17 protein-coding genes and 1 riboswitch are annotated in these 20003 nt (G+C 62.5%); of the genes, 7 read left to right on the top strand and 10 right to left on the bottom strand.

The annotated features are described in order from the left end of the window. Positions 1-346: 346 nt before the first annotated feature. Entirely contained in the window at positions 347-838 is a 492-nt protein-coding gene (locus tag OC537_RS20160) for an RNA recognition motif domain-containing protein (protein ID WP_025325242.1), read from the top strand. A 4-nt stretch (positions 839-842) separates the two neighbouring features. On the opposite strand, the gene murI is transcribed toward OC537_RS20160, so the two are convergent. After that, positions 843-1631, bottom strand: a complete 789-nt coding sequence (murI, locus tag OC537_RS20155; RefSeq protein WP_262113926.1) for a glutamate racemase — start codon at positions 1629-1631, stop codon at positions 843-845. A 115-nt stretch (positions 1632-1746) separates the two neighbouring features. Next, entirely contained in the window at positions 1747-3582 is a 1836-nt protein-coding gene (locus OC537_RS20150; RefSeq protein ID WP_106885337.1) for a TonB-dependent receptor domain-containing protein, read from the bottom strand. Positions 3583-3633: 51 nt separating this feature from the next. Beyond that, positions 3634-3812, bottom strand: a riboswitch (cobalamin riboswitch). Positions 3813-4022: 210 nt separating this feature from the next. On the opposite strand from OC537_RS20150, the gene purE reads away from it, so the two are divergent. Continuing rightward, a complete protein-coding gene (gene purE, locus OC537_RS20145) occupies positions 4023-4532 on the top strand; it encodes a 5-(carboxyamino)imidazole ribonucleotide mutase (protein WP_025325239.1) in 510 nt (169 codons plus the stop codon). Beyond that, entirely contained in the window at positions 4529-5653 is a 1125-nt protein-coding gene (locus OC537_RS20140; RefSeq protein ID WP_262113923.1) for a 5-(carboxyamino)imidazole ribonucleotide synthase, read from the top strand. Before purE ends, OC537_RS20140 begins: the two co-directional genes overlap by 4 nt. A 69-nt stretch (positions 5654-5722) precedes the next feature. Here OC537_RS20140 and OC537_RS20135 read toward each other — a convergent pair whose 3' ends face one another. From OC537_RS20135 to leuE, 4 genes are all read right to left on the bottom strand, one after another. Then, a complete protein-coding gene (locus tag OC537_RS20135) occupies positions 5723-6919 on the bottom strand; it encodes an MFS transporter (protein ID WP_167402191.1) in 1197 nt (398 codons plus the stop codon). 109 nt (positions 6920-7028) lie between these two features. Beyond that, on the bottom strand, positions 7029-7757 hold the full coding sequence (locus OC537_RS20130) for a LytR/AlgR family response regulator transcription factor (protein ID WP_262113920.1): 729 nt from the start codon (positions 7755-7757) through the stop codon (positions 7029-7031). A gap of 129 nt (positions 7758-7886) precedes the next feature. Continuing rightward, entirely contained in the window at positions 7887-9560 is a 1674-nt protein-coding gene (locus OC537_RS20125; protein WP_234570694.1) for a sensor histidine kinase, read from the bottom strand. 209 nt (positions 9561-9769) lie between these two features. Beyond that, positions 9770-10408, bottom strand: coding sequence for a leucine efflux protein LeuE (gene leuE / locus OC537_RS20120; protein ID WP_106885341.1), 639 nt, complete (start codon positions 10406-10408; stop codon positions 9770-9772). A 222-nt stretch (positions 10409-10630) separates the two neighbouring features. Between leuE and OC537_RS20115 the strand changes: the two genes are divergently transcribed. Further along, the gene (locus OC537_RS20115) at positions 10631-11851 is read left to right on the top strand and encodes an MFS transporter (protein WP_262113917.1); all 1221 of its coding nucleotides are present in this window, start codon (positions 10631-10633) and stop codon (positions 11849-11851) included. 80 nt (positions 11852-11931) lie between these two features. On the opposite strand, the gene OC537_RS20110 is transcribed toward OC537_RS20115, so the two are convergent. Both OC537_RS20110 and ftnA read right to left on the bottom strand, forming a co-directional pair. Continuing rightward, positions 11932-13116, bottom strand: coding sequence for an NAD(P)/FAD-dependent oxidoreductase (locus OC537_RS20110; protein ID WP_262113932.1), 1185 nt, complete (start codon positions 13114-13116; stop codon positions 11932-11934). Between the two features lie 152 nt (positions 13117-13268). Then, complete coding sequence (gene ftnA, locus OC537_RS20105) at positions 13269-13793, bottom strand: non-heme ferritin (RefSeq protein ID WP_005326403.1); 525 nt, start codon at positions 13791-13793, stop codon at positions 13269-13271. Positions 13794-14002: 209 nt separating this feature from the next. On the opposite strand from ftnA, the gene OC537_RS20100 reads away from it, so the two are divergent. Beyond that, on the top strand, positions 14003-15778 hold the full coding sequence (locus OC537_RS20100) for a diguanylate cyclase domain-containing protein (protein ID WP_316044163.1): 1776 nt from the start codon (positions 14003-14005) through the stop codon (positions 15776-15778). Positions 15779-15792: 14 nt separating this feature from the next. On the opposite strand, the gene fabV is transcribed toward OC537_RS20100, so the two are convergent. Next, positions 15793-16980, bottom strand: coding sequence for an enoyl-ACP reductase FabV (gene fabV / locus OC537_RS20095; RefSeq protein WP_262113912.1), 1188 nt, complete (start codon positions 16978-16980; stop codon positions 15793-15795). A 378-nt stretch (positions 16981-17358) separates the two neighbouring features. Here fabV and OC537_RS20090 point away from each other — a divergent pair, with 378 nt between their 5' ends. Beyond that, on the top strand, positions 17359-17793 hold the full coding sequence (locus tag OC537_RS20090; protein ID WP_025325220.1) for a universal stress protein: 435 nt from the start codon (positions 17359-17361) through the stop codon (positions 17791-17793). Between the two features lie 192 nt (positions 17794-17985). Next, positions 17986-18999 (top strand): tryptophan--tRNA ligase, encoded by a 1014-nt coding sequence (gene trpS, locus OC537_RS20085; RefSeq protein ID WP_262113908.1) that lies wholly within the window; start codon positions 17986-17988, stop codon positions 18997-18999. Here trpS and OC537_RS20080 read toward each other — a convergent pair. Beyond that, positions 18978-19937, bottom strand: coding sequence for a LysR family transcriptional regulator (locus OC537_RS20080; RefSeq protein WP_262113907.1), 960 nt, complete (start codon positions 19935-19937; stop codon positions 18978-18980). The two genes, trpS and OC537_RS20080, sit on opposite strands and share 22 nt — an antisense overlap. Positions 19938-20003 lie beyond the last annotated feature (66 nt).

The raw sequence follows: 20003 nt of genomic DNA, 5'->3' as shown, positions 1-20003 counted from the left end.
GAAGCTGGCTCATCAGTTCGGCGTGTTCCGCCGTGCTGGTAGGGGCGCATTATAGGGAGCCGGATCACGATGACAAGGGATTTTTTGAAGAAAGTCACGGAAACTTCAAATTATCCAGTTAGAAACAGCTTACCCAGTGTATATATACAATGTTATCCACAAGCTGATGATTTCAGCTCTGTTTTATTGGCATTTAACCGGGTCTTCCTTGCTTAAGGAATGCCATACTGAAGCGGATAATGTGTCCCAAGTGGTCCATGGTAGCGTCCTGTCGTAAAGCTGGTTACCATGGAGGTGAATAGAGTGTTGCACCTTTTTTGCTTTCATTTACAAAAGGTCTTTAAAGATGAATTTATCCAAGTTTCCCGTTTATGTGCAGGCGGCCGTTCTCGCTCTGGTGTTGGCGCTGGTCGGTTATCTGGTTGCCCAGGCCCTGCAGTTTTCCCTGAAAGCCGAAGTCATTTTTGCCGTAGGTCTGGCCATTGGCGGTTTCGTGGTACCGCTGTTCCTTAACCGGGCTCCTGCCGCTGTGGCCGAGCAGAACGCCAGCCAAGAAACATGCACCTTATATGTAGGCAACCTGCCCTACCGTGCCAACGAGATTGCCGTGCGCGAGCTCTTTGCCGAGCAGGGTCTGGTGATTTCCGTCCGTCTGATGAAAGACAAGGCCACTGGCAAGCGCAGGGGCTTCGGATTTGTTGAGATGCCGGTCGCCGATGCGGCCAAGGCCATAGCCGCGCTCAATGACAAGGAGTATCAGCAGCGCACCCTCAAGGTACGTGAAGCCAACGACAAGCGGGACAGGGATGAGAGGGAAGGCGCCGACGTCGACGCCTGAAGACTCAGCACAGCACCTCTTCGAGTGATGACAGCCCCCATGCTTGCAAGGGGGCTGTCAGTTTTTGGGCCCGCGCATCCAGCAGGCTGCAATAGGCGTGGCCCTGCCCTTCGCCAGTCAGGGTGGATGGAAGCGAGGCCAGCAGATGAGCCACCCGCCTTGCCACCGCATTGCCCGAGTCCACCAGTTGGCACTCCGGCATCAGTTGCCGGATTTCATCCCCCAGCAGCGGGAAATGGGTGCAGCCCAGCACCAGGGTATCCGGCCTCTCCTCCCCTTCCATCCAGTCAGCCAGCACCTCTCGCAGCAGCCCCATGTTGACCGGCTGTCCCGCCAGCTTGCGCTCGGCCTCGATCACCAGCTCGGTCGCTCCCTTGAGCAACACCTGCTTGCCCGGCGCGAACTGGGCGATGAGCTCATGGGTATATTCGCGGCTGACGGTGCCCGGGGTTGCCAGCAAACCGATGCAACCATTGCGGGTCAGGGCGGCGGCAGGCTTGATGGCGGGTACCACGCCCACCACGGGAATGCTAAGGGTGGCTCGCAGGGATGGCAGGGCTATGGTGCTGGCGGTGTTGCAGGCGATCACCACCAGATCGATGGCGTGTTCGGCCACCATGTGGCTGACCAAACCGGTGCAGGCAGAGATCAGCTCTGGTTCGCTCAGCTCGCCATAGGGGAAGTGGGCGTTGTCGAAGCAGTAGAAATAGTTGTGCGCCGGCAGGGTGCGACGGATCTCCCCATAGACGGTCAAGCCGCCCATACCGGAGTCGAACACGAGAATATTGGCCACCAGAGCTCCCCCTTGGATGCGAGGCGGCGATCATACTCCCGCCAGCGGCCAATAGAAAAGGCCCCGCACATGGCGGGGCCTCGCTTTTTCCTCTCTATATAAGCAGAGCGGCAGATCAGAGACGGTAGTCGGCGGTCAGCTTGAACTCGGTGCCCGGTGAGGCATAGCCATAGGCCGGGACATAGTCACGATCGAACAGGTTGTCGATGCGACCGCCCAGGGTCAGCGCAGGCGTCACCCCGTAGCTGGCACCCAGATTGACCAGGGTGTAAGAGCTCAGCACCACCCGCTCTGCGGGGAAGCTGCTGAAGTCCTTGTCGTCCCGCTTGCCCACGTAGAGCAGTTCGGTCGACAGATCCACCGGGCCCAGCTGTGCCTGTGTCAGCCAGCTCGCCTTCTGCTTGGCGCGGCGCAGCAGCGGCTGATCGCCGTCGTTCTTGTCTTCGGTCTTGGTGTAATCGAAGCTCAGGTCATGATGGAGCGGACCGGTTTCCAGCCCCAGCGCCACTTCCACGCCGCGGATCTCGGCATCCGTGTTGTCCGGTTTGCAGCTGGAGAAGGCGCTCTGGCAGGAGATCAGGTTCTGGATCTGGTTGCGATAGAGGTTCACTGACCAATCCCAGGCGGTGTAACGGCCGGAGAAGTCCAGCTCCAGGTTCTTGCTCTCTTCCGGCTTCAGATCCGGGTTCTCATAACCGGGATAGTAGAGATCGAGGAAGGTCGGCGCCTTGAAGCCGGTACCGTAGCTCAACCGCACGTTGTGGTTGTCATCTATGTCCAGCCCGCTGGCGGCGGACCAGGTGTTGTGGCGGCCATACTGCTCGTTGTCATCGGTGCGGCCGGACAGCTCCCACAGCAGGGCCTGCCAGCGATAACTGCCCACCGCAAAGAGACCTGTGTTGTCGCGATCCGGGGCATTGAAGGCCTGACCATAGCTGCGCGAATCGGACTTCATCTGCTCCTGCTGCCAGTCGGCGCCACCGGTCAGGTTGAGCCCCTCGATGCCGCTCCAGCTGTTGATCCAGGAGAAGCGGGTCAAGCCGGTGTGGATCGGCTGGGCGCTGGATTCCCCCTGGCTCTCCAGCCAGCTCTTCAGCTTGTTCTCGCCATAGCTGGCTTCCAGCCGGCTGGTCAGGGTCTCGCTCTGGAACTTGAGGCCACCGTCGTACTGGAAGGCCTTCACCCGGCTCTGGTCGGCCGACTGATAGGCATCGTCCATCTCGGTCTGGTTGTCATAACCCTGGGCGTTGAAATCGGCACTCCAGGCGTCGTTGAAGGCATGGTTCATCCCGACCTGGCCATTGAGGCTGTCGAAGCCGTCCCGATCCGGCTGCTGGGCACCGGCCACCACGTCGAACCCATCGGTCCGCTCATAGCCCACCAGCAGGTTCATGTCGGTCTGCTGGCCCAGAGCCTGCACGGTACGCAGTTGGCCCTGACCATAACCATGGCTGCCTGCGCCGCCCTTCAGGTGGGTCTCGCTGCCACTCTTGGCGGAGGTCTTGGTGATGAGGTTGATGACGCCACCTATGGCATCGGAACCGTAGACGGCGGCGCGCGGCCCGCGGATGTACTCGACGCGCTCTATGTTGCCGAGGGGGATCTGGCTGAGATCGGGCGTGCCAGCCACCATGGCGGCGATGGGGCGGCCATTCATCAGCACCAGGGAGTGGTTGGAGTTGGTGCCGCGGATGAAGAGGCTGCTCATATGGCCCCGGCCACCCAGGGTGGTGATCTGTACCCCGGGCAGGGTCTTGAGCAGATCCGTCAGGCTCGATACCTGGCGGGATTCAATCTCGGCGCGATCGATCACCACCACGGGAGCCAGCACAGCACTGACGGGTTGTTCCACCCGGTTGGCGGTGACTACCATGGTGTCATTGGCAGGAAGGGAAGACTGGGCAAAGGCCGCCGTTGGCAACAGGGCAGCCGCCAATAATTTCTTGGACATGAGAGATCCTTAAGTTCGCGTAAGCATCTACTTCGTGGCCGGTTTCTCTCGGCCCGAAATACGAACTTTGGCAGGTCTTCGGACTTGGGGGCTGATGGCCTACGGCGACGGCTTCCCACCTGACGGCAGTGCCCTGATGTCGCTTCGTTCCCCCTTACCGCTGCGCGCCAGCTCCGGATTCTCACCGGATTCCCTTTTAAGCATGATGCGCCAAAGCGGGGGGATTATAGGCAGAGCCGGATTGGATGTATAGCCATCTGGATTGCTACAATCACTTTTTCCCACAAGAGGGTGTCGAGTGGCACAGATGCTACCCTGCACCTCTGTCATGGCCGCCGTTGGGCACAATCTGAAGGAGTCAGACGCAAGAAATGTTGAGCCAGGTCCCACGGCTTTTTGGTAACATGCGGCAAACGTTTGACACCCCCGAGGAAGCCGTAATGACGACCCCCCCAATGATCGGCCTGGTAATGGGCTCTGACTCCGACTGGCCCGTGATGCAAGCGGCCGCCCGCATCCTCAAGGAGCACGGCGTGCCCTATGAAGCGCGCGTCGTCTCCGCCCATCGCACCCCGGATCTGCTGTTCGAATATGCCGCCAGTGCCCGCGAACGCGGCCTGCGCGCCATCATCGCCGGGGCTGGCGGGGCCGCCCACCTGCCGGGCATGCTGGCCGCCAAGACCACAGTGCCTGTGCTGGGTGTGCCCATCCCGACCCGTCAGCTCAAGGGGATGGACTCTCTGCTCTCCATAGTGCAGATGCCCAAGGGGGTGCCGGTCGCCACCTTCGCCATCGGCGAGGCGGGTGCCGCTAACGCCGGTCTGTTTGCCGTCTCCCTGCTGTCGGTTGCCCAGGATGGCGACGCCCCTCGCTATCACCAGCAGCTCGACAGCTTCCGTGCCAACGAGCGGGATCGGGTGCTGGCCCTGCAACTGGAGGACCCGGCATGATACTGCCCCCCGCTACCCTCGGCATGCTAGGTGGCGGCCAGCTCGGCCGCTACTTCGTGATGTCAGCCCACCGCCTCGGTTATCAGGTGATAGTGCTGGATCCGGATCCCGCCAGCATCGCCGGCGCCGCGGCCGACGCCCAGATAGTGGCAGCCTATGACGACGCCGAGGCGCTGCGCGATCTGGCCAGCCGCTGTGATGCCGTCACCTGCGAGTTCGAGAACGTGCCGGCCGCCTCCCTGGCCCTGCTGGAGCAGCACCTGCCGGTACGCCCTGCGGCCAGCGCAGTGCGTGTCTGCCAGGATCGCCGGGAAGAGAAAGCCTTCCTGACCCGCGCCAGCGTGCCGGTCGCCACGAACCTGACCCTGCTGCCGGGCGAGCCGCTGCCGGCCCTGCCCAGCGACCTCTTCCCCGCCATTCTCAAGACAGCCCGCGAAGGCTACGACGGCAAGGGACAGTGGACCATACTCGAAGCCGCCGAGCTGCCAGCAGCCCTGGCCGCCAGCGGTGTGCCCTGCGTGCTGGAGAAGCGCCTGCCGCTGGAGGGGGAGTTTGCCCTCACCCTGGCCCGCAGCCCGAGCGGTGCCATCAGCGCCCTGCCTCTGGTGCAGAACTGGCACAGTGGCGGCATCCTGGATCAGACCCGCTCCCCGGCCAATGTCCCAGCCCTGGAGGCGGAAGCCCAGCGCATCGCCGAGCACATCATCGCCGCCCTCGACTACGTGGGCGTGCTGACGGTGGAGTTCTTCCTGGTGGGCGGCGCGCTGCTGGTCAACGAGATGGCGCCCCGCCCCCACAACTCGGGCCATCCCAGCATCGACAACGCCGGTTGCAGCCAGTTCGAGCTGCAGGTCCGTGCCCTGTGCGATCTGCCGCTGCCGGCGCAGGCTGACGTTCAGCCCGCCATACTGCTCAACCTGCTCGGGGATCTCTGGCAGGGCGGCACCCCTGACTGGGCCGGCGCCCTGGCCCTGCCCGGCGTGCACCTGCACCTCTACGGCAAGGGCGACGCCCGCCCCGGCCGCAAGATGGGCCATGTGACCGTCACCGGCACCGACTGGTCTGCGGTCGAGGCCACCGCGCACCAGTTGCGCGCCCTGCTGGGCCTGCCGCCGCGCTAAGCGTCGCTGGTACCAACGAAAAGACCCGGGCCAATGCCCGGGTCTTTTTTTACCGCAATGGGGACCAGGTCAGCCCCGATCCGCCGCCACCGCAACCGGGGCCGGCAGCCGTATGGTGAGGGAGAGCACCAGCGCTACCACCAGCAACACCAGAATGAGGTTGAAGGTCGCCATAAAGCCGCCGAACAGGGACGCGACTATGGAGCCTATGATGCTGCCCAGCCCGAAGCCCAGATAGATGACGCCGTAGTTCTTGGTCAGGTTGTTGAGGCCGAAGAAGTCGCTCACCAGGGAGGGGTAGACGGTAATGGTGCCGCCGAAGCTGAAGGCCACGCAGGCTACCGCCACGAAGAACAGATTGGCGTTGAGGGGCACGAACAGCAGCAGCACCATACCCGCCAGGGTGATCAGCTGGGCTATGGTGATGACCCGAATGCGGGACATCTTGTCGGAGAGAATGCCCAGCACCAGACGGCCACCCAGGTTGGCCATGGCGATGATGGCGACGGCGTTGGCGGCCACCACGGCTGGCAGGCCCACCATCTTCTCGCCTATGTCCTTGGCCACACCGATGACATAGAGGCCGCTCATGCAGGCGGTGAGGAACATCAGCGCCAGCATCCAGTACTGCGGCTTGCGCATGGCCTCGGCCAGGGTGAAATCGCGGCTCTCGGTCTGTTGCACTGAGGCGGCCTGCTGGGGCGCATCCTTCATCAGCATGCCGCCCACCAGCACCATGGACATGGCGATCAGCCCCCACAGCTGGAAGGTCGCCTCCAGCCCGTTGTTGGAGAGCAGCAGCAGGTTGATGTACTTGAAGCCGAGGCTGCCGAGGCCATAGGCACCGATGGAGCAGGCGGAGATCAGCCCCTTGCGCTCCGGGAACCACTTCACGCAGTTGGAGAGGGTCATCAGGTAGCCGGTCCCGTCGGCGAAGCCCACCAGTATGCCGGCGCAGAGGTAGAGCATGGCCAGGTTGCTGGCGTGGGCGGTGAGGAAGAAGCCGATGCCGAGCAGCACGCCAGCCCCCAGGGTGACGTTGCGCACCCCGAACCGCTCCTGCAGCTTGCCCGCCAGGGAGGAGGCCACCGCCAGCGACAGGCTGAGCAGGCCGAAGGCGAAGGCCACCTGGCTCACCGGCTCGTCCAGCTTGTCGGAGAGCTGGGCGTTGAACAGGCTCCAGGTGTAAACGGAGCCCAGCGCAAACTGGGTGATGATGGTACCGATCAGGGTCAGATACCGGGTGCGATTCATCTCTTTAGTCATGATGCGTCTCGGGGAATGGCCATAAGGAAATTGAGGCCACTATAGGCAAGACGCGGCTCGCGCCGACAGATTAAGGCATGAAATGCAGATCGGCAGGCATGAATGACAATCAGAGGCGCATCAGCTGACGGAACGCCTTGATGTTGCTGCGGCTGACCGGCACCTCGAACGGCAGATCATGGAGCCGGATGAGATAGGTGCTGTTAAACCAGGGCACTATCTCGCGGATCTTGTTGATGTTTACGCAGTAGGAGCGGTGGCAGCGGAAGAAGCCCTCCGCCGGCAGGCGGCTGACAAACTCGCTGAGGGCCATGGTCATCACGTAACGATCGGTGCGGGTGTAGACATAGGTGAGCTTCTCGTCCGCTTCCGCGTAGTAGATCTGCTCGCAGGGGGTGACTATGATGCGCTCCCCCTTCACTAGGTTGATGGTGCGATTGTGCGGGCTGCTCACCTCCCCCTGCACCGGCTGCGACTTGCCCGCATGTTCGAGCTTTTGCAGCAGATTGATGATGCGCGGCTCGTTGTAGGGCTTGAGGATATAGTCGAACGCCTCCAGCTCGAACGCCTCCACCGCGAACTCCTTGTAGGCGGTGACGAAGACGATGTGGGGCGGATGGCTCGACTTGTGCAGGTTCTTGGCCAGCAGCAGACCGTCGATGGAGGGGATCTGGATATCCAGGAACACCACATCCACCTCGTGATCCTGCAGGTATTTGAACGCCTCCAGCCCATCCTCGAAGCTCGCCACTATCTCTATCTGGCTGTGCTGGTTCACCAGGTAGATCAGCTCCTCCCGGGCCAGGTATTCGTCTTCCACTATGATGGCTTTCAGCATGACATCGCCCCCTGAGGGAACGCAGGAGAGGCCAGCGCCTCCCGCATCAAACATTCATCTTCGACACTAATGGCTTTCAACATGACAACGCCTCTCCAGTCAGCGACTCGTCTTCAACAGTGATGGCTCTCAACATGGCATCGCCTCCTGATCCGGCAGATAGAAACAGACTTCGGTACCCGGCTCCAGCCGCTTGAGGTGCAGGCCGTCCCCATAGAGCAGCTTAACCCGTTGATGCACGTTCATCAGGCCGATGCTGCGGCTCTCCACCCGGCCGGCGGCCACTCCGTCGATCACCGCCTGGCTGATGCCGTAACCGGTATCGCGCACCGCCACCCGGATGCCACCCGCCAGCTGCTTCACCTCTATGGTGACCCGGCCCGGGGCGCTGCGGGGCTGGATGCCGTGCAGGATGGCGTTTTCCACCAGGGGCTGCAACAGCAGGCAGGGCACCTGGATGTGGACGTCGTCCACCTCGAACACCACCTCCAGCTTGTCACCGAAGCGGGCCTGCTCGATGGCCACGTAGTCGCGAACCTGCTGCAGCTCCTCCTGGATGTCGATGAGCTCGTCCCCCTTGTTGAGGTTGTAGCGCAGGTAGTCCGCCAGGTTGGCGATGAGCTGGCGCGCCTGCTGGGGGCGGATGCGGATGAGGGACGAGATGGCATTGAGGGCATTGAACAGGAAGTGCGGGTTGATCTTGCTCTGCAGCGCGGTGAACTCCGCCTTGCGGGTCATCTCCTTGAGCTGCTCGATGCGCGACACCTCCATCTGGGTGGAGATGAGCTGGGAGAGGCCCACCGCCATCTCCCGCAACGAGCTGGTGATGCTGTGGGTGCGGCGATAGTAGATCTTGAGGGTACCGCTGACGGCGCCGTTTTCCCGCAGCGGGATGATGATGACAGAGTGAAAATCGGAGAGGTGATACTGGCGTAGATCGTTGTTGATGATGATCTGGTCCAGCAGCACGGCTCTCTGGGTCATGTCGCTGATGGCGTGGTGCTCGTCCAGCTCGTAGTAATCCTTGCCCACCCCCACGTAGGCCAGCACGTCCCGGGTGTCGGTAATGGCCACCGCATCGGCGTCGATCTCGCGCCGGATCACGGCGCACACCTGACCGAGGGAGTGGCGATCTATGTTCTGGAAGAAGGGCAGCGTCTGGTTCGCTATGTCCAGCGCCAGCTTGGCCTGCTTGGCGGCAATCAGCTCCTTCTCGTCATCCAGATCCTGCACCAGCTTGATGATGAGACCGATGCAGAGCGTCCCGGCGATCATCGGATAGGCGATGTGGCTGACGATCTCCACTCCCACCGCATGGGGCTCGGTCAGCAGCCAGATCAGCAGCATGGTCAACCCCTCGCAGGCCATGCCCGCCAGTATGCCGTAGAGCCAGAGTCGTGACTTGCGGCATCTCAGGTGCAGCCAGGTCGCCAGCAGACCGGCGATGATGCTGGCGATGAGGCAAGGGATGGAGGTGTGACCATCCATGTCGATGAGATAGCGGTGCAGCCCCGAGATGACACCGGCCGGGATGCCGACCCAGGGGCCGAACAGTATGCCGCCCGAGATGATGGCGATGATCCGCACGTTGATCAGCGCCCCCTCCACCGGAATGCCGGTGTAGGTGCTGAACACGGCGAACAGGCCGAAGATGGCGGCCACCAGCAGCAGCTCAGCCGGGGTGTGATCCCGCTTCTGGAACAATCGCTGGAACGGCCTTGTACGGGTCAGGAGGAAGAGCGTCATCAGCATCAGCGCCGCCCGTTCAAACACCGCCAACAACATCATCTGATTTTCGAGCATGGGGCCCTCCGGCCTATGGCCACAAAGGGGCGCACTATAGAAGGAATCTGGCCGTGGACGGCTGACCCCGATCAAATCAGGGACATGAGACCACGGCGGCAGGATTGAAAAGAGAGAGGCCCTCTCATCGAGCCCTAGTGTACCGCAGGCAGGTGCCGGGGAGGCATAGCGCTGCCATATTCAGCCCGATGGAGCAGGAAAGGACGGGATCAGGACGACAGGGTCGCCAGCCTGGCCGCGAAGCCCATGAAGAAGAGGCCGATCAGACCGTTGCCCAGCTTGGCGAGACGCACCTTGCGCGCAAAGAAACGCGCCATCAGGGTGCCGCCGAAGATCAGCAGGGTGAGATAGACGAAGCTCATGGCCTCCAGCATTCCGGCCAGCACCAGGTAGGAGATCCAGGTGTGGGCATAGCTGAAGTCGATGAACTGCACGAAGAAGGAAACGTAGAAGAGGATCGCCTTGGGGTTGGTGAGGCTTAAGGTGAGGGCCTTGGAGAAATAGCGCTCCCCCAGCTCCACCGCGGATTCCTGCCCTTCGCCCTTGGCAATGAAGTTGGCATGGAGGATCTTCACCCCCAGATAGAGCAGATAGATGGCGCCGAGGTAGCGCACCAGAGTGAACAGCAAGGGGGTGGTGCGAATGAGGGAGGCGATCCCCAGGTAGGCGCAGAAGATGAGAATGGCATCGCCGACGAAGACCCCGAGGGCAGCGCGATAGCCAGGCCCTATGCCCCGCACCGCGGCGGTGCGCAGCACATAAATCGAGTTGGGGCCCGGCGCTATGATGATGAAGAAGAGCCCCACCAGATAGGTCCAGACATTGATGACTCCCAGGCTTTCGAACATGTTCCCTCCATGGCGGGCGATGGGCCGGATAGCGGCGGCAGGCTTTCTATACTAATCCGCCAGGCGCCAAGCACAAGATCTGACCTGCCATCCACACACCTTCAGCATGAACGGCTTGCACGCCGATCGAGAGCAACCCCGGCGTTCGCCCACTTTGGTTATGTCCAGACGCACCGGGATAAGGCATGGTAGAGGGAGTATGAAACCGCAGATACCTCACCCATGGACAAGACCTTGAGTACCGACACGCCGATCGCCGCCCTGCCCTCGGCCGACCCCCTGAACACCACCACTTATCCGGTGATTGCCGCGATTAGCTTCTCGCACCTGTTGAACGACATGATGCAGTCGGTGCTGCTGGCCATCTATCCGTTGCTCAAGCTCGGCCTCGACCTGTCGTTCACCCAGATTGGGCTCATCACCCTCACCTATCAGTTCACGGGCTCGCTGTTGCAGCCGCTGATCGGCCTCTACACAGACCGCAGGCCCATGCCGTATTCGCTGCCCCTCGGCATGGGCTTTACCCTGATCGGCTTGCTATCCCTGTCACAGGCGGGCAGCTTTGGCGCCGTGCTGCTGTCGGCCATGCTGATCGGCATGGGCTCGTCCGTCTTCCACCCGGAATCCTCCCGGGTCGCCCGCATGGCGGCCGGCAGCCAGCCAGGCTTGGCCCAGTCCCTGTTCCAGATCGGCGGCAACCTCGGCTCGGCCATAGGTCCGCTGCTAGCCGCGCTCATCATAGTGCCGCAGGGACAGGGCAGCGCGGCCTGGTTCTCGCTGTTCGCCCTGGTGGGCGTCATGGTGCTCTGCCTGGTCGGGCGCTGGTCGAGCCAGCACGGGGCCAACTTCCACAAGCGGATGAAGGCCCATGCCGGCAGCGGCCTGAGCCGCCGCCAGATCGGCTGGTCGCTGGCCATTCTGGGCCTGCTGATGTTCTCCAAGTTCTTCTACATGACCAGCCTGAGCAGCTATTACACCTTCTATCTGATGGACAAGTTCAGCCTGTCGCTGGATAGCGCCCAGTTCCATCTGTTTGCCTTCCTGTTCGCCGTCGCGGCGGGCACAGTGCTCGGTGGGCCTGTCGGTGACCGCATCGGCCGCAAGCGGGTGATCTGGATCTCCATCCTGGGCGTTGCCCCCTTCACCCTGCTGCTGCCCCACGTCGACCTGTTCTGGACCTCGGTGCTCTCGGTGATCATCGGCCTCGTCCTGGCGTCGGCCTTCTCCGCCATCCTGGTCTACGCCCAGGAGCTGGTGCCCGGCAAGGTCGGCACCATCTCCGGTCTGTTCTTCGGCTTCGCCTTCGGCATGGGGGGCATAGGCGCCGCCCTGCTGGGCCAGCTGGCCGATGCGACCAGCATAGAAACCGTGTACCAGCTCTGCGCCTACCTGCCGCTGATCGGCCTGCTGACCGCTTTTTTGCCGACCATCAGAAAGGGTTAATAGATGCCCCTCACGGAAGACCGTCCATAAAAAACGCGGCCTGAGAGGCCGCGTCTGAAGTTGATGAGAACTAAGGCTGGTCAGCAATACTGCCCCGCCACCCAGCCCGATGACCAGGCCCACTGGAAGTTGTAGCCGCCGAGCCAGCCGGTCACGTCCACCACCTCGCCGACGAAGTAGAGACTGGGCACCTTGCGCGCCTCCATGGTCTTGGAGGAGAGCTCGTTGGTATCCACGCCCCCCAGGGTCACCTCGGCGGTGCGATAGCCTTCGGTGCCGTTCGGCAGTATCTGCCAGTCCCCCAGCAGGGTGGCCACCGCCTCCAGCTCCCGCTCGTTGTACTGACGCATCGGCTTGCTGTTGAGCTGCCCCAGCTCCACCAGCTTGTCGACGAAGCGCTTGGGCAGCTCGCGTCCCAGCACGGTTTTCAGCTCCTGGGCCGGGTGCGCCAGCGCCCAGGCCTTGAGGGCCGCCGCAATATCCAGCTCGGGCAGCAGGTTGATGTGGATCTTCTCCCCCGCCAGCCAGAAAGAGGAGATCTGCAGTATGGCGGGGCCCGAGAGGCCGCGGTGGGTGAACAGCATGGCCTCCTTGAAGCGGGTGCCATCCTCGGCGGTCACCGCCACCGGCAGGCTGACCCCGGCGAGATCGGCGAAGGCCTCTTTCTGTTCCTGATGCAGGGTGAAAGGCACCAGACCGGCGCGGGTGGGCAGCACTGTGAGGCCGAACTGCTCTGCCAGCTTGAAGCCGTAGGGGGTGGCGCCGAGTTTGGGCATGGAGAGGCCGCCGGTCGCCACCACCAGGGAGTGGCAACGGATCTCGCCCTTGCTGGTGTCGAGCAGGAAGCCATCATCCGTCTTGCTGACGGAGAGGATCTCGGTCTGGCACTGCAGGGTCACTCCGGCCCAGTCACACTCGGTGAGCAGCACCTCGACTATCTCCTTGGCGCTCTCGTCACAGAACAGCTGGCCCAGGGTCTTCTCGTGATAATTCACCCCGTGCCTGTCCACCAGATCGATAAAGTCCTGCTGGGTGTAGCGCGCCAGCGCCGACTTGCAGAAGTGCGGATTGCCGGAGAGGAAGGCGTGGGGACCGGCCTGATGGTTGGTGAAGTTGCAGCGACCGCCGCCGCTGATGAGGATCTTGCGGCCCGGTTTCTTGGCGTTGTCCAGCAGCAGCACGGATCGCCCCCGATAACCGGCCTGGGCCGCACACATCAAGCCAGCCGCACCGGCCCCGATCACCACCACATCAAACTGCTTCATCATCACGCACCCATCAAAAGAAAAACGGCCCCTGCCAAGGGGCCGTCATCGCATCCGGCAGAAACCACAGCGCGGTTTCATGGCTGCATCAATCGAAAACGGCCCACAAGGGGGCCGTATTGTACTGGCTGAACACTAAGTGTCCACGACTATCAGGCGTTGCCGTCCATGATGCTGGCAGGGGCGCCCTTGGCCAGCTCGGCCAGCTCCTTGTCGATGAAGTAGAGACCCTTGCCATCCTCGCCCACCAGCGACAGACGATCGACGATGCTCTTGAACAGCTTTTCCTCTTCGTGCTGCTCGGCCACGTACCACTGCAGGAAGTTGAAGGTGGAGTAGTCCTGGGTGGTGAATGCCACATGGGCCAGGCCGTTGATGCACTTGGTGATGTGGAACTCGTGCTCCAGGGTGGTGCGGAAGATGTCCCCCAGCGAGTTGAACTCGTGGGGAGGCGCATCTATGGCCCCCAGCAGCGGCATGCCGCCGGTTTCGCTCACGTAGGTGAACAGGCGCTCCATGTGCTGGCGCTCCTCGGCGGCGTGCTTGCGCAGGAAGGTGGCAGCCCCTTCGAAGCCCTTGTCCTCGCACCAGGCGCTCATCTGCAGGTAGAGATTGGAGGAATAGAATTCAAGATTAATCTGCTCGTTCAACTTCTCGATCATGGCTTTGGCCAACATGATGATTCTCCACTGTGATTTGGTCACGATTGTCGCCACTGTTGCAGCCTGACGCAACCAGATACAGCGGTCAGCGCTCGCAGTTGTGACCCGGCCTCGCCTCATCCTGTCCCCCATACGGTTATAGAGAAGCAAAGAAACATGGTGTAGGTGGCGTCAGCCATTATGATGGCGCCAGTGGTCTGGGAAAGGATTCAATGAGATTCATTATGGCACTGGCGCTGCTCTGGATAACCCAGTTGCAGGCCACTCCCTCCTTGCTGGAAGAGGCTGAATTGCAGGCGGCGCGCGATCCCGTCGGCTATCTGCAGCGCCTCGACGCCAGCCCGCAGCAGGACATGGAGCTGTTCCATGCCAGAGCCCTTGCCCAGGCCGCCCTGGGGCGCTACCAGCAGGCCCTGCTGGACAACGCCCGCGCCCGCGGGCTGGCCAGTGCCCAGCAAGAAAGCCAGCGCCTGCTCGACTTCAGATTGCAACAGATAGCCCTGACCCTGGATACCGAGACTCCCGAGCAGGCCCTCCAGCTGCTGACCCAGCTCAGGCCAGCCGTCCTGGGCCATCTCCAGCAGGAGTCCGAGTGGCATGCCCTCAATGGCCTCGCCCTCTACCGTACCCAGCAGATGAAGGAGGCGATCGCCGAGCTCAAGACCGCCTTCCAGCTCAAGCAGAAAGGGCCCAGAAGCACCCTCTCCACCCTGCAGTGTGCCCGCCTGATGATGACCCTTGGCAACCTCTATGCCGATCTCAACCTCCACCGGGAGGCCGAGACCTACTATCAGGATGCCCTCGGACAGATGGTGCGACTGAACGAACCCAACAGTCAGGCCATCATCCGGGCCAACATGGCGCGGCTCTACATCGACATGGCGCGCCCCGATCGGGCGAGCGAGCTGCTCGATGCCCTGTTGGCCACCCCCGGGCTCTCGCCCCACTATCGCGCCATCGTCCTCGGCTACAGGGCCATGGTGTTCAACGCGCAGCGAGACTGGCACTCGGCCTGGCAGAGCCTGGAGGAGGCGCAAGCCATCTATGAGGGGCTGGGTTATCCCCATGCCGCCTCCCGGCTGACCGAGATCCGGGCCAGAACCCTGCAGGGACGGGGGGAGACCCAGCTGGCCTTGCAACTGCTGACGACCCAGCCAGGCCCGGTCAGCATAGAGGGCAAGGCGATGCAGGCCAGGCTGCTGGCAGATCTGGGACGCTACCCCGAGGCCTATGGTGTCATGACCCGCTACATGCAGCACTACAGGCAGCACTTCAATCAGACCCTGAGCCAGCATGCCGCCGCCTTCCAGGTCGAGATGGACCTGGCCCGCAGCGAGGCCAGCAACCTGGCGTTGCAGCAGGAGAACGAGAACAAGCGCCAGCAACTGCTGTATCAGCAGAGCGCCCGCTACTACCAGCTGATGCTGGTCGTCCTGCTGATCGGTGCCCTGATCCTGCTCGGGCTCACCACCCACAGGCTGCACCGCAGCTCGCGCCACCTCTACAAGCTCGCCACCTTCGATCAGCTGACCGGGCTGCCGAACCGCCGCGCCTTGCTGGAGCAACTGGAGCAGCAGTGGCAGCTGGATGCGCCACTGACCCTGCTCATCATCGACATCGACCACTTCAAGCAGATCAACGACAGGCACGGCCACCAGACCGGGGACCAGGCCATACGGCAGCTGGCCCGGGAACTGAAGAGCTGGGCACCTGACCTGCAACAGGTCGGGCGTTGGGGGGGAGAGGAGTTTCTGGTAGCCATGACGCAGGACGGCGCCACCTGCTGGCGGCTGGCCGAACAGCTGAGAAACCGGATCGCCTACCTGGCCGCCCCCCACATGACCATCAGCATAGGGGTGGCGGAGCGCTCACCGGACGATGACAGCCTCAGCCAGCTGATCCACAGGGCCGACATGGCCATGTACCAGGCCAAGCGTCAGGGGCGCAACCAGACCATACTAGCCCCGGCCCCCAACCAGCCAGCCTGCAACGTCGCCTGAGACAGGCACCTGACTCAGGGCAGCAACTCGGTCAGGGAGGCAACATCCACCGGCGCCCCATAGTCGACGCCGGGTAGCTCGAACCCGTTAAGCTCCATGAAGTCCTGGCGCAGCCCGGCGAAGTCCCCCAGAGCGTGGAAGTTGTCCGGCGTCACCTTGGGCCAGAGCGCCGAGACGGCGGCCTGAATGGCCGGGTCCAGCTCGTGATCATCCATCCGGATCAGGCGGTTGCCGTCGGCCACCACCCCATGGGGCCCATACATCTTGGCGGCAAACAGCCGCTGCATCTGTTCGATGCAACCCTCGTGCACGCCCCGCTCCTTCATCACCCCCATCAGCAGGCCCAGATAAACCGGCAACACAGGAATATAGGCGCTCGCCTTGGTCACCAGCGCCTTGCAGACCGACACCCAGGCGTGACCGCCGAGCTCGGCCAGCTGCAGGTTGATGGTCTCGGCGGTGGCGTGCAGGTGCTCCTTGGCATAACCGATGGTGCCGTCTCTATAGAGGGGATAGGTGGATTCGGGGCCTATGTAGGAGTAGGCCACGGTTTGCGCGCCGGGCGCGAGACAATCGGCCTGCTGCAACGCCTGCAGCCAGAGCTGCCAATCCTCGCCGCCCATCACTGTGACTGTGTCGCGGATCTCCTCAGGAGTGGCGGGAGACAATGACTGCGGCACCAGGGTGTCCTGCTCCAGATCCAGCCCCCAGCCGCTGAAGGGCTGGCCCGTGGTCTTGAGCACCGAGCGCACCTGAGTGCCATCAGGCAGCACCCGAATGCCGCTCGCCAGCGAGTAGATCACCAGATCCACCTGGCCCAGCTGCTGGCGGATGCCGTCGATGGCCTGCTGTCGCAGGGCGTCGGAAAAGGCATCGCCGATCAGGTTGATGGCGATGCGTCCCTCCTGCTCCGCCGCCTGGCGAAACCAGATATTGTTGTACCAGCCCGCGCTGCCGAGCCCCTTGTCGGAGGGCCCGCGCTCGAACGAGATGCCCAGGGTGTCGGCGCCGGCCCCGAAGGTCAGCGCTATGCGCGACGCCAGCCCGAAGCCGGAGGAGGCCCCCAGCACCAGCACTCGCCTGGGCCCGTTGAAGGGACCCGCCGCCTTGACGCTGGCGATCTGCTGCTGCACGGCGGCGCGGCAGCCGATGGGATGGCAGTTGCGGGCCACGCAACCCTGGATCTGAGGATGAATAATCATGAGAGACCTCCGCTTGAATTGGCTACAGCATAGCCATGACGGAGCAGATTACCTTGATATAGAAGGGGTCGGAGCAGAGAAAGGAAGGTAGAAAAACAAGAGGGAGCACAAGGCTCCCCAAAGCGTTATTCAGATGCTTTTTGTTGTGTTGTGTTCATTGCGAAGCACGGGCACATCCTATTCCCCTCCCTGGGTCGGGGCAATAGAGCGGCTGTGATCGGCTTCAAACTCCTGTTCAAAATATGTGCGACTCTTTATCCGCAATGGCAACCAGGGAGTACGGGCTTGCCATGCAAATCCTGAAACTGTGGTGACATCGCCGTTTTAGTTTCAGCGGACATTGGTATAGTGAACCCAGGATCAGTGAGGAGAATTCCCATGAGTGGAACCTATTACAAGCACATACTGGCGGCGATCGACCTGTCGGAAGACAACCGCAAGGTGATCGACAAGGCGGTCGACCGGGCCCGTTCCAATGGCGCCAAGCTGTCGGTGATCCATGTGGACGTGGACCTCAAGGATCTCTACACCGAGATGATCGATATCGACATCGACAACGTGCAGGATCAGGTGATCGCCGAAGCGAAAGAGAAGCTGGAGGCCTTCCTCGCCTCGGTGGATTACCCCATAGAGAAGAAGCTGGTGATCTGCGGCGATCTGAGCGAGCGGGTCAATCAGGCGGTCAAGGATTACCAGATAGACCTGCTGGTGTGCGGCCACCGCCAGAGCTTCTGGAGCCTGCTCACCTCCAGCGCCCGTCAGCTGATGAATACGGTGCCCTGCGATCTGCTGGTCGTGCCCTTGCAGAAGTGATCAAACAGGCGTAGCTTGATTTGCCATGAACATGACCATCGTCAATCACAACTACTGGTGGTGCTGCTTATAAACAGGCGGCACTGCTTTTCTATGTAATTTTTCCCAAAGAAAACACCGTGACCGCCGAGAGGCGGTCATTGTTTTCATCCCTTTGTCGCCTCCCGGCCCACCCCAACTGGAGAGAGTGACATGCACAACCCCATCATACTGACCGGCGACCGCCCCACCGGCAAACTGCACATAGGCCACTACGTCGGCTCCCTGCGCCAGCGCGTCGAGGCCCAGCACCATTACCGTCAATTCGTGATGATCGCCGATCTGCAGGCGCTGACCGACAACGGCCACAACCCGGCCAAGGTGACAGATCACGTGCTGGAGGTGATGGCCGACTATCTGGCAGTCGGCCTGGATCCTGCCAAGACCACCTTCTGCCTGCAGAGCGCCCTGCCCGCCCTTGCCGAGCTCACCACCTATTACCTCAATCTGGTCAGCGTCGCCCGGCTGGAGCGCAACCCCACCGTCAAGGCGGAGATCCAGCAAAAAGGGTTCGAGCGCAGCCTGCCGGCCGGTTTTCTGGTCTATCCCGTCAGCCAGGCCGCCGACATCACCGCCTTTCGCGCCACCCATGTGCCGGTGGGCGAGGATCAGCTGCCCATGCTGGAGCAGACCAACGAGATAGTGCGCCGCTTCAACGCCCTGGTGGGCGAGGAGGTGCTGACCGAGTGCCAGCCGATACTGAGCGACACCGGCCGCCTGCCCGGCATAGACGGCAAGGCCAAGATGTCCAAGTCCCTCGGCAACACCATAGAGCTCGGCATGTCGGCGGACGAGATCAAGCAAGCGGTGTTCGCCATGTATACCGACCCCAACCACCTCAAGGTGAGCGATCCGGGTCAGGTGGAGGGAAATACGGTGTTCGCCTATCTGGATGCCTTCCACCCGGACAAGGCGCTGGTGGCCGAGATGAAGGCCCACTACCAGCGCGGCGGGCTGGGCGATATGCGCTGTAAGCAGGTGCTGAACGACTGCCTGCAGACCCTGCTTGCCCCCATGCGGGAGCGCCGTCAGGCGGCCATCGCCGACAAGGAGAAGCTGCTGGCTCTGCTCTATCAGGGCACCTTGCAGGCCCGCGCCCTCACCGACGAGGTACTGGCCCAGGTCAAAAGCGCCATGGGACTGGACTACTTCGCCGGGTTGCGCTGAGTCGGCGCACCCAGCGCATCTGCACCGTAACGCTCGAAGGCGAGCCGGTGCAGCAGCCCCTTGAACCAGCCGATCGCCTCGTCGTGGGCGCTGAGCGGGTGGCCCGCCATCAGGTAGACGATGGGAATGGCGGGCTCCAGCTGATGCAGCCGCAGCGGGTAGTGGCGGCAGAAGTGGCGCCCTATCATCTCGGGCACCACAACCAGATAGCGACCGGTCGCCATCAGCTGCGGCACCGCCATAAAGCTCGGCAACCTGACCCCCAGCTCCCGCGCCACCCCGAAGCGGGCCAGCCAGAGATCCACCATGGCCTGGCTGTGTCCCCAGCTGGAGGTGTGGATGTGGGGGCGGCTCACCAGCTCGTCCGGCCCCAGTTCATCGGGCAGCTTGCTGCCGAGCGGCGACAGGCAGACCAGGGGATTGCTGAACCACTCCTCGCGCCACAGGCGGGGGGAGAGATGATTGGCGCCGGCGAAGCCGATCACCAGATCCAGCTCCCCCTTCTCCAGCTCCCGCTCATAGTCGCTGTCCGCCAGCTCGCACACCTCCAGCCTGCAGTGGGGCGCCTGCTGGACCATGCGCTCCACCAGGGTCGGCACCAGGCCGTGCTCCACAGAGCCCGGGGTGGCGATGCGAAACACCCGCTGGGCGCTGGCGGGATCGAATCCCTTGGCCTGGCGCAAGCCCTGCTCCAGCATGGCCAGCGCCTGGCGCACAGGGCCGGCCAGGGCCTTGGCCCGCTCGGTCGGCATCATCTCCCGCCGGCTCATGACGAACAGGGGATCATCCAGCGCCTGGCGCAATCGCCCCAGGGCGTGGCTGACGGTGGACTGGGAGAGGTGGAGCCGCTCCGCTGCACGGGTGACGTTGCGCTCCTGCATCAGCATGTCGAACACATTGAGCAGGTTGAGGTCGAGGCGGGAGAGGGGGAGTTCCATCGATATTGGCCATAGTTGAATGACGACAATTCATTTTTGGCATAGTAGCAGATTGCATAGAATGCG

It is taken from the genome of Aeromonas sp. Marseille-Q5825 (assembly GCF_946892685.1).
Lineage (GTDB): Bacteria > Pseudomonadota > Gammaproteobacteria > Enterobacterales > Aeromonadaceae > Aeromonas > Aeromonas rivipollensis.
Note: the sequence above shows the minus strand (reverse complement) of the source record. Positions and strands in the feature narration are given on the sequence as shown.

Bases quoted from the DNA above. Each gene is read 5' to 3' on its own strand.
- purE (WP_025325239.1), top strand. From the start codon at position 4,023: ATGACGACCCCCCCAATGATCGGCCTGGTAATGGGCTCTGACTCCGAC.
- OC537_RS20090 (WP_025325220.1), top strand. From the start codon at position 17,359: ATGAGTGGAACCTATTACAAGCACATACTGGCGGCGATCGACCTGTCG.
- OC537_RS20115 (WP_262113917.1), top strand. From the start codon at position 10,631: ATGGACAAGACCTTGAGTACCGACACGCCGATCGCCGCCCTGCCCTCG.
- OC537_RS20160 (WP_025325242.1), top strand. From the start codon at position 347: ATGAATTTATCCAAGTTTCCCGTTTATGTGCAGGCGGCCGTTCTCGCT.
- OC537_RS20150 (WP_106885337.1), bottom strand. From the start codon at position 3,582: ATGTCCAAGAAATTATTGGCGGCTGCCCTGTTGCCAACGGCGGCCTTT.
- trpS (WP_262113908.1), top strand. From the start codon at position 17,986: ATGCACAACCCCATCATACTGACCGGCGACCGCCCCACCGGCAAACTG.
- fabV (WP_262113912.1), bottom strand. From the start codon at position 16,980: ATGATTATTCATCCTCAGATCCAGGGTTGCGTGGCCCGCAACTGCCAT.
- OC537_RS20110 (WP_262113932.1), bottom strand. From the start codon at position 13,116: ATGAAGCAGTTTGATGTGGTGGTGATCGGGGCCGGTGCGGCTGGCTTG.
- leuE (WP_106885341.1), bottom strand. From the start codon at position 10,408: ATGTTCGAAAGCCTGGGAGTCATCAATGTCTGGACCTATCTGGTGGGG.
- OC537_RS20140 (WP_262113923.1), top strand. From the start codon at position 4,529: ATGATACTGCCCCCCGCTACCCTCGGCATGCTAGGTGGCGGCCAGCTC.
- OC537_RS20100 (WP_316044163.1), top strand. From the start codon at position 14,003: ATGGCACTGGCGCTGCTCTGGATAACCCAGTTGCAGGCCACTCCCTCC.
- ftnA (WP_005326403.1), bottom strand. From the start codon at position 13,793: ATGTTGGCCAAAGCCATGATCGAGAAGTTGAACGAGCAGATTAATCTT.
- OC537_RS20135 (WP_167402191.1), bottom strand. From the start codon at position 6,919: ATGACTAAAGAGATGAATCGCACCCGGTATCTGACCCTGATCGGTACC.
- OC537_RS20080 (WP_262113907.1), bottom strand. From the start codon at position 19,937: ATGGAACTCCCCCTCTCCCGCCTCGACCTCAACCTGCTCAATGTGTTC.
- OC537_RS20130 (WP_262113920.1), bottom strand. From the start codon at position 7,757: ATGCTGAAAGCCATCATAGTGGAAGACGAATACCTGGCCCGGGAGGAG.
- OC537_RS20125 (WP_234570694.1), bottom strand. From the start codon at position 9,560: ATGCTCGAAAATCAGATGATGTTGTTGGCGGTGTTTGAACGGGCGGCG.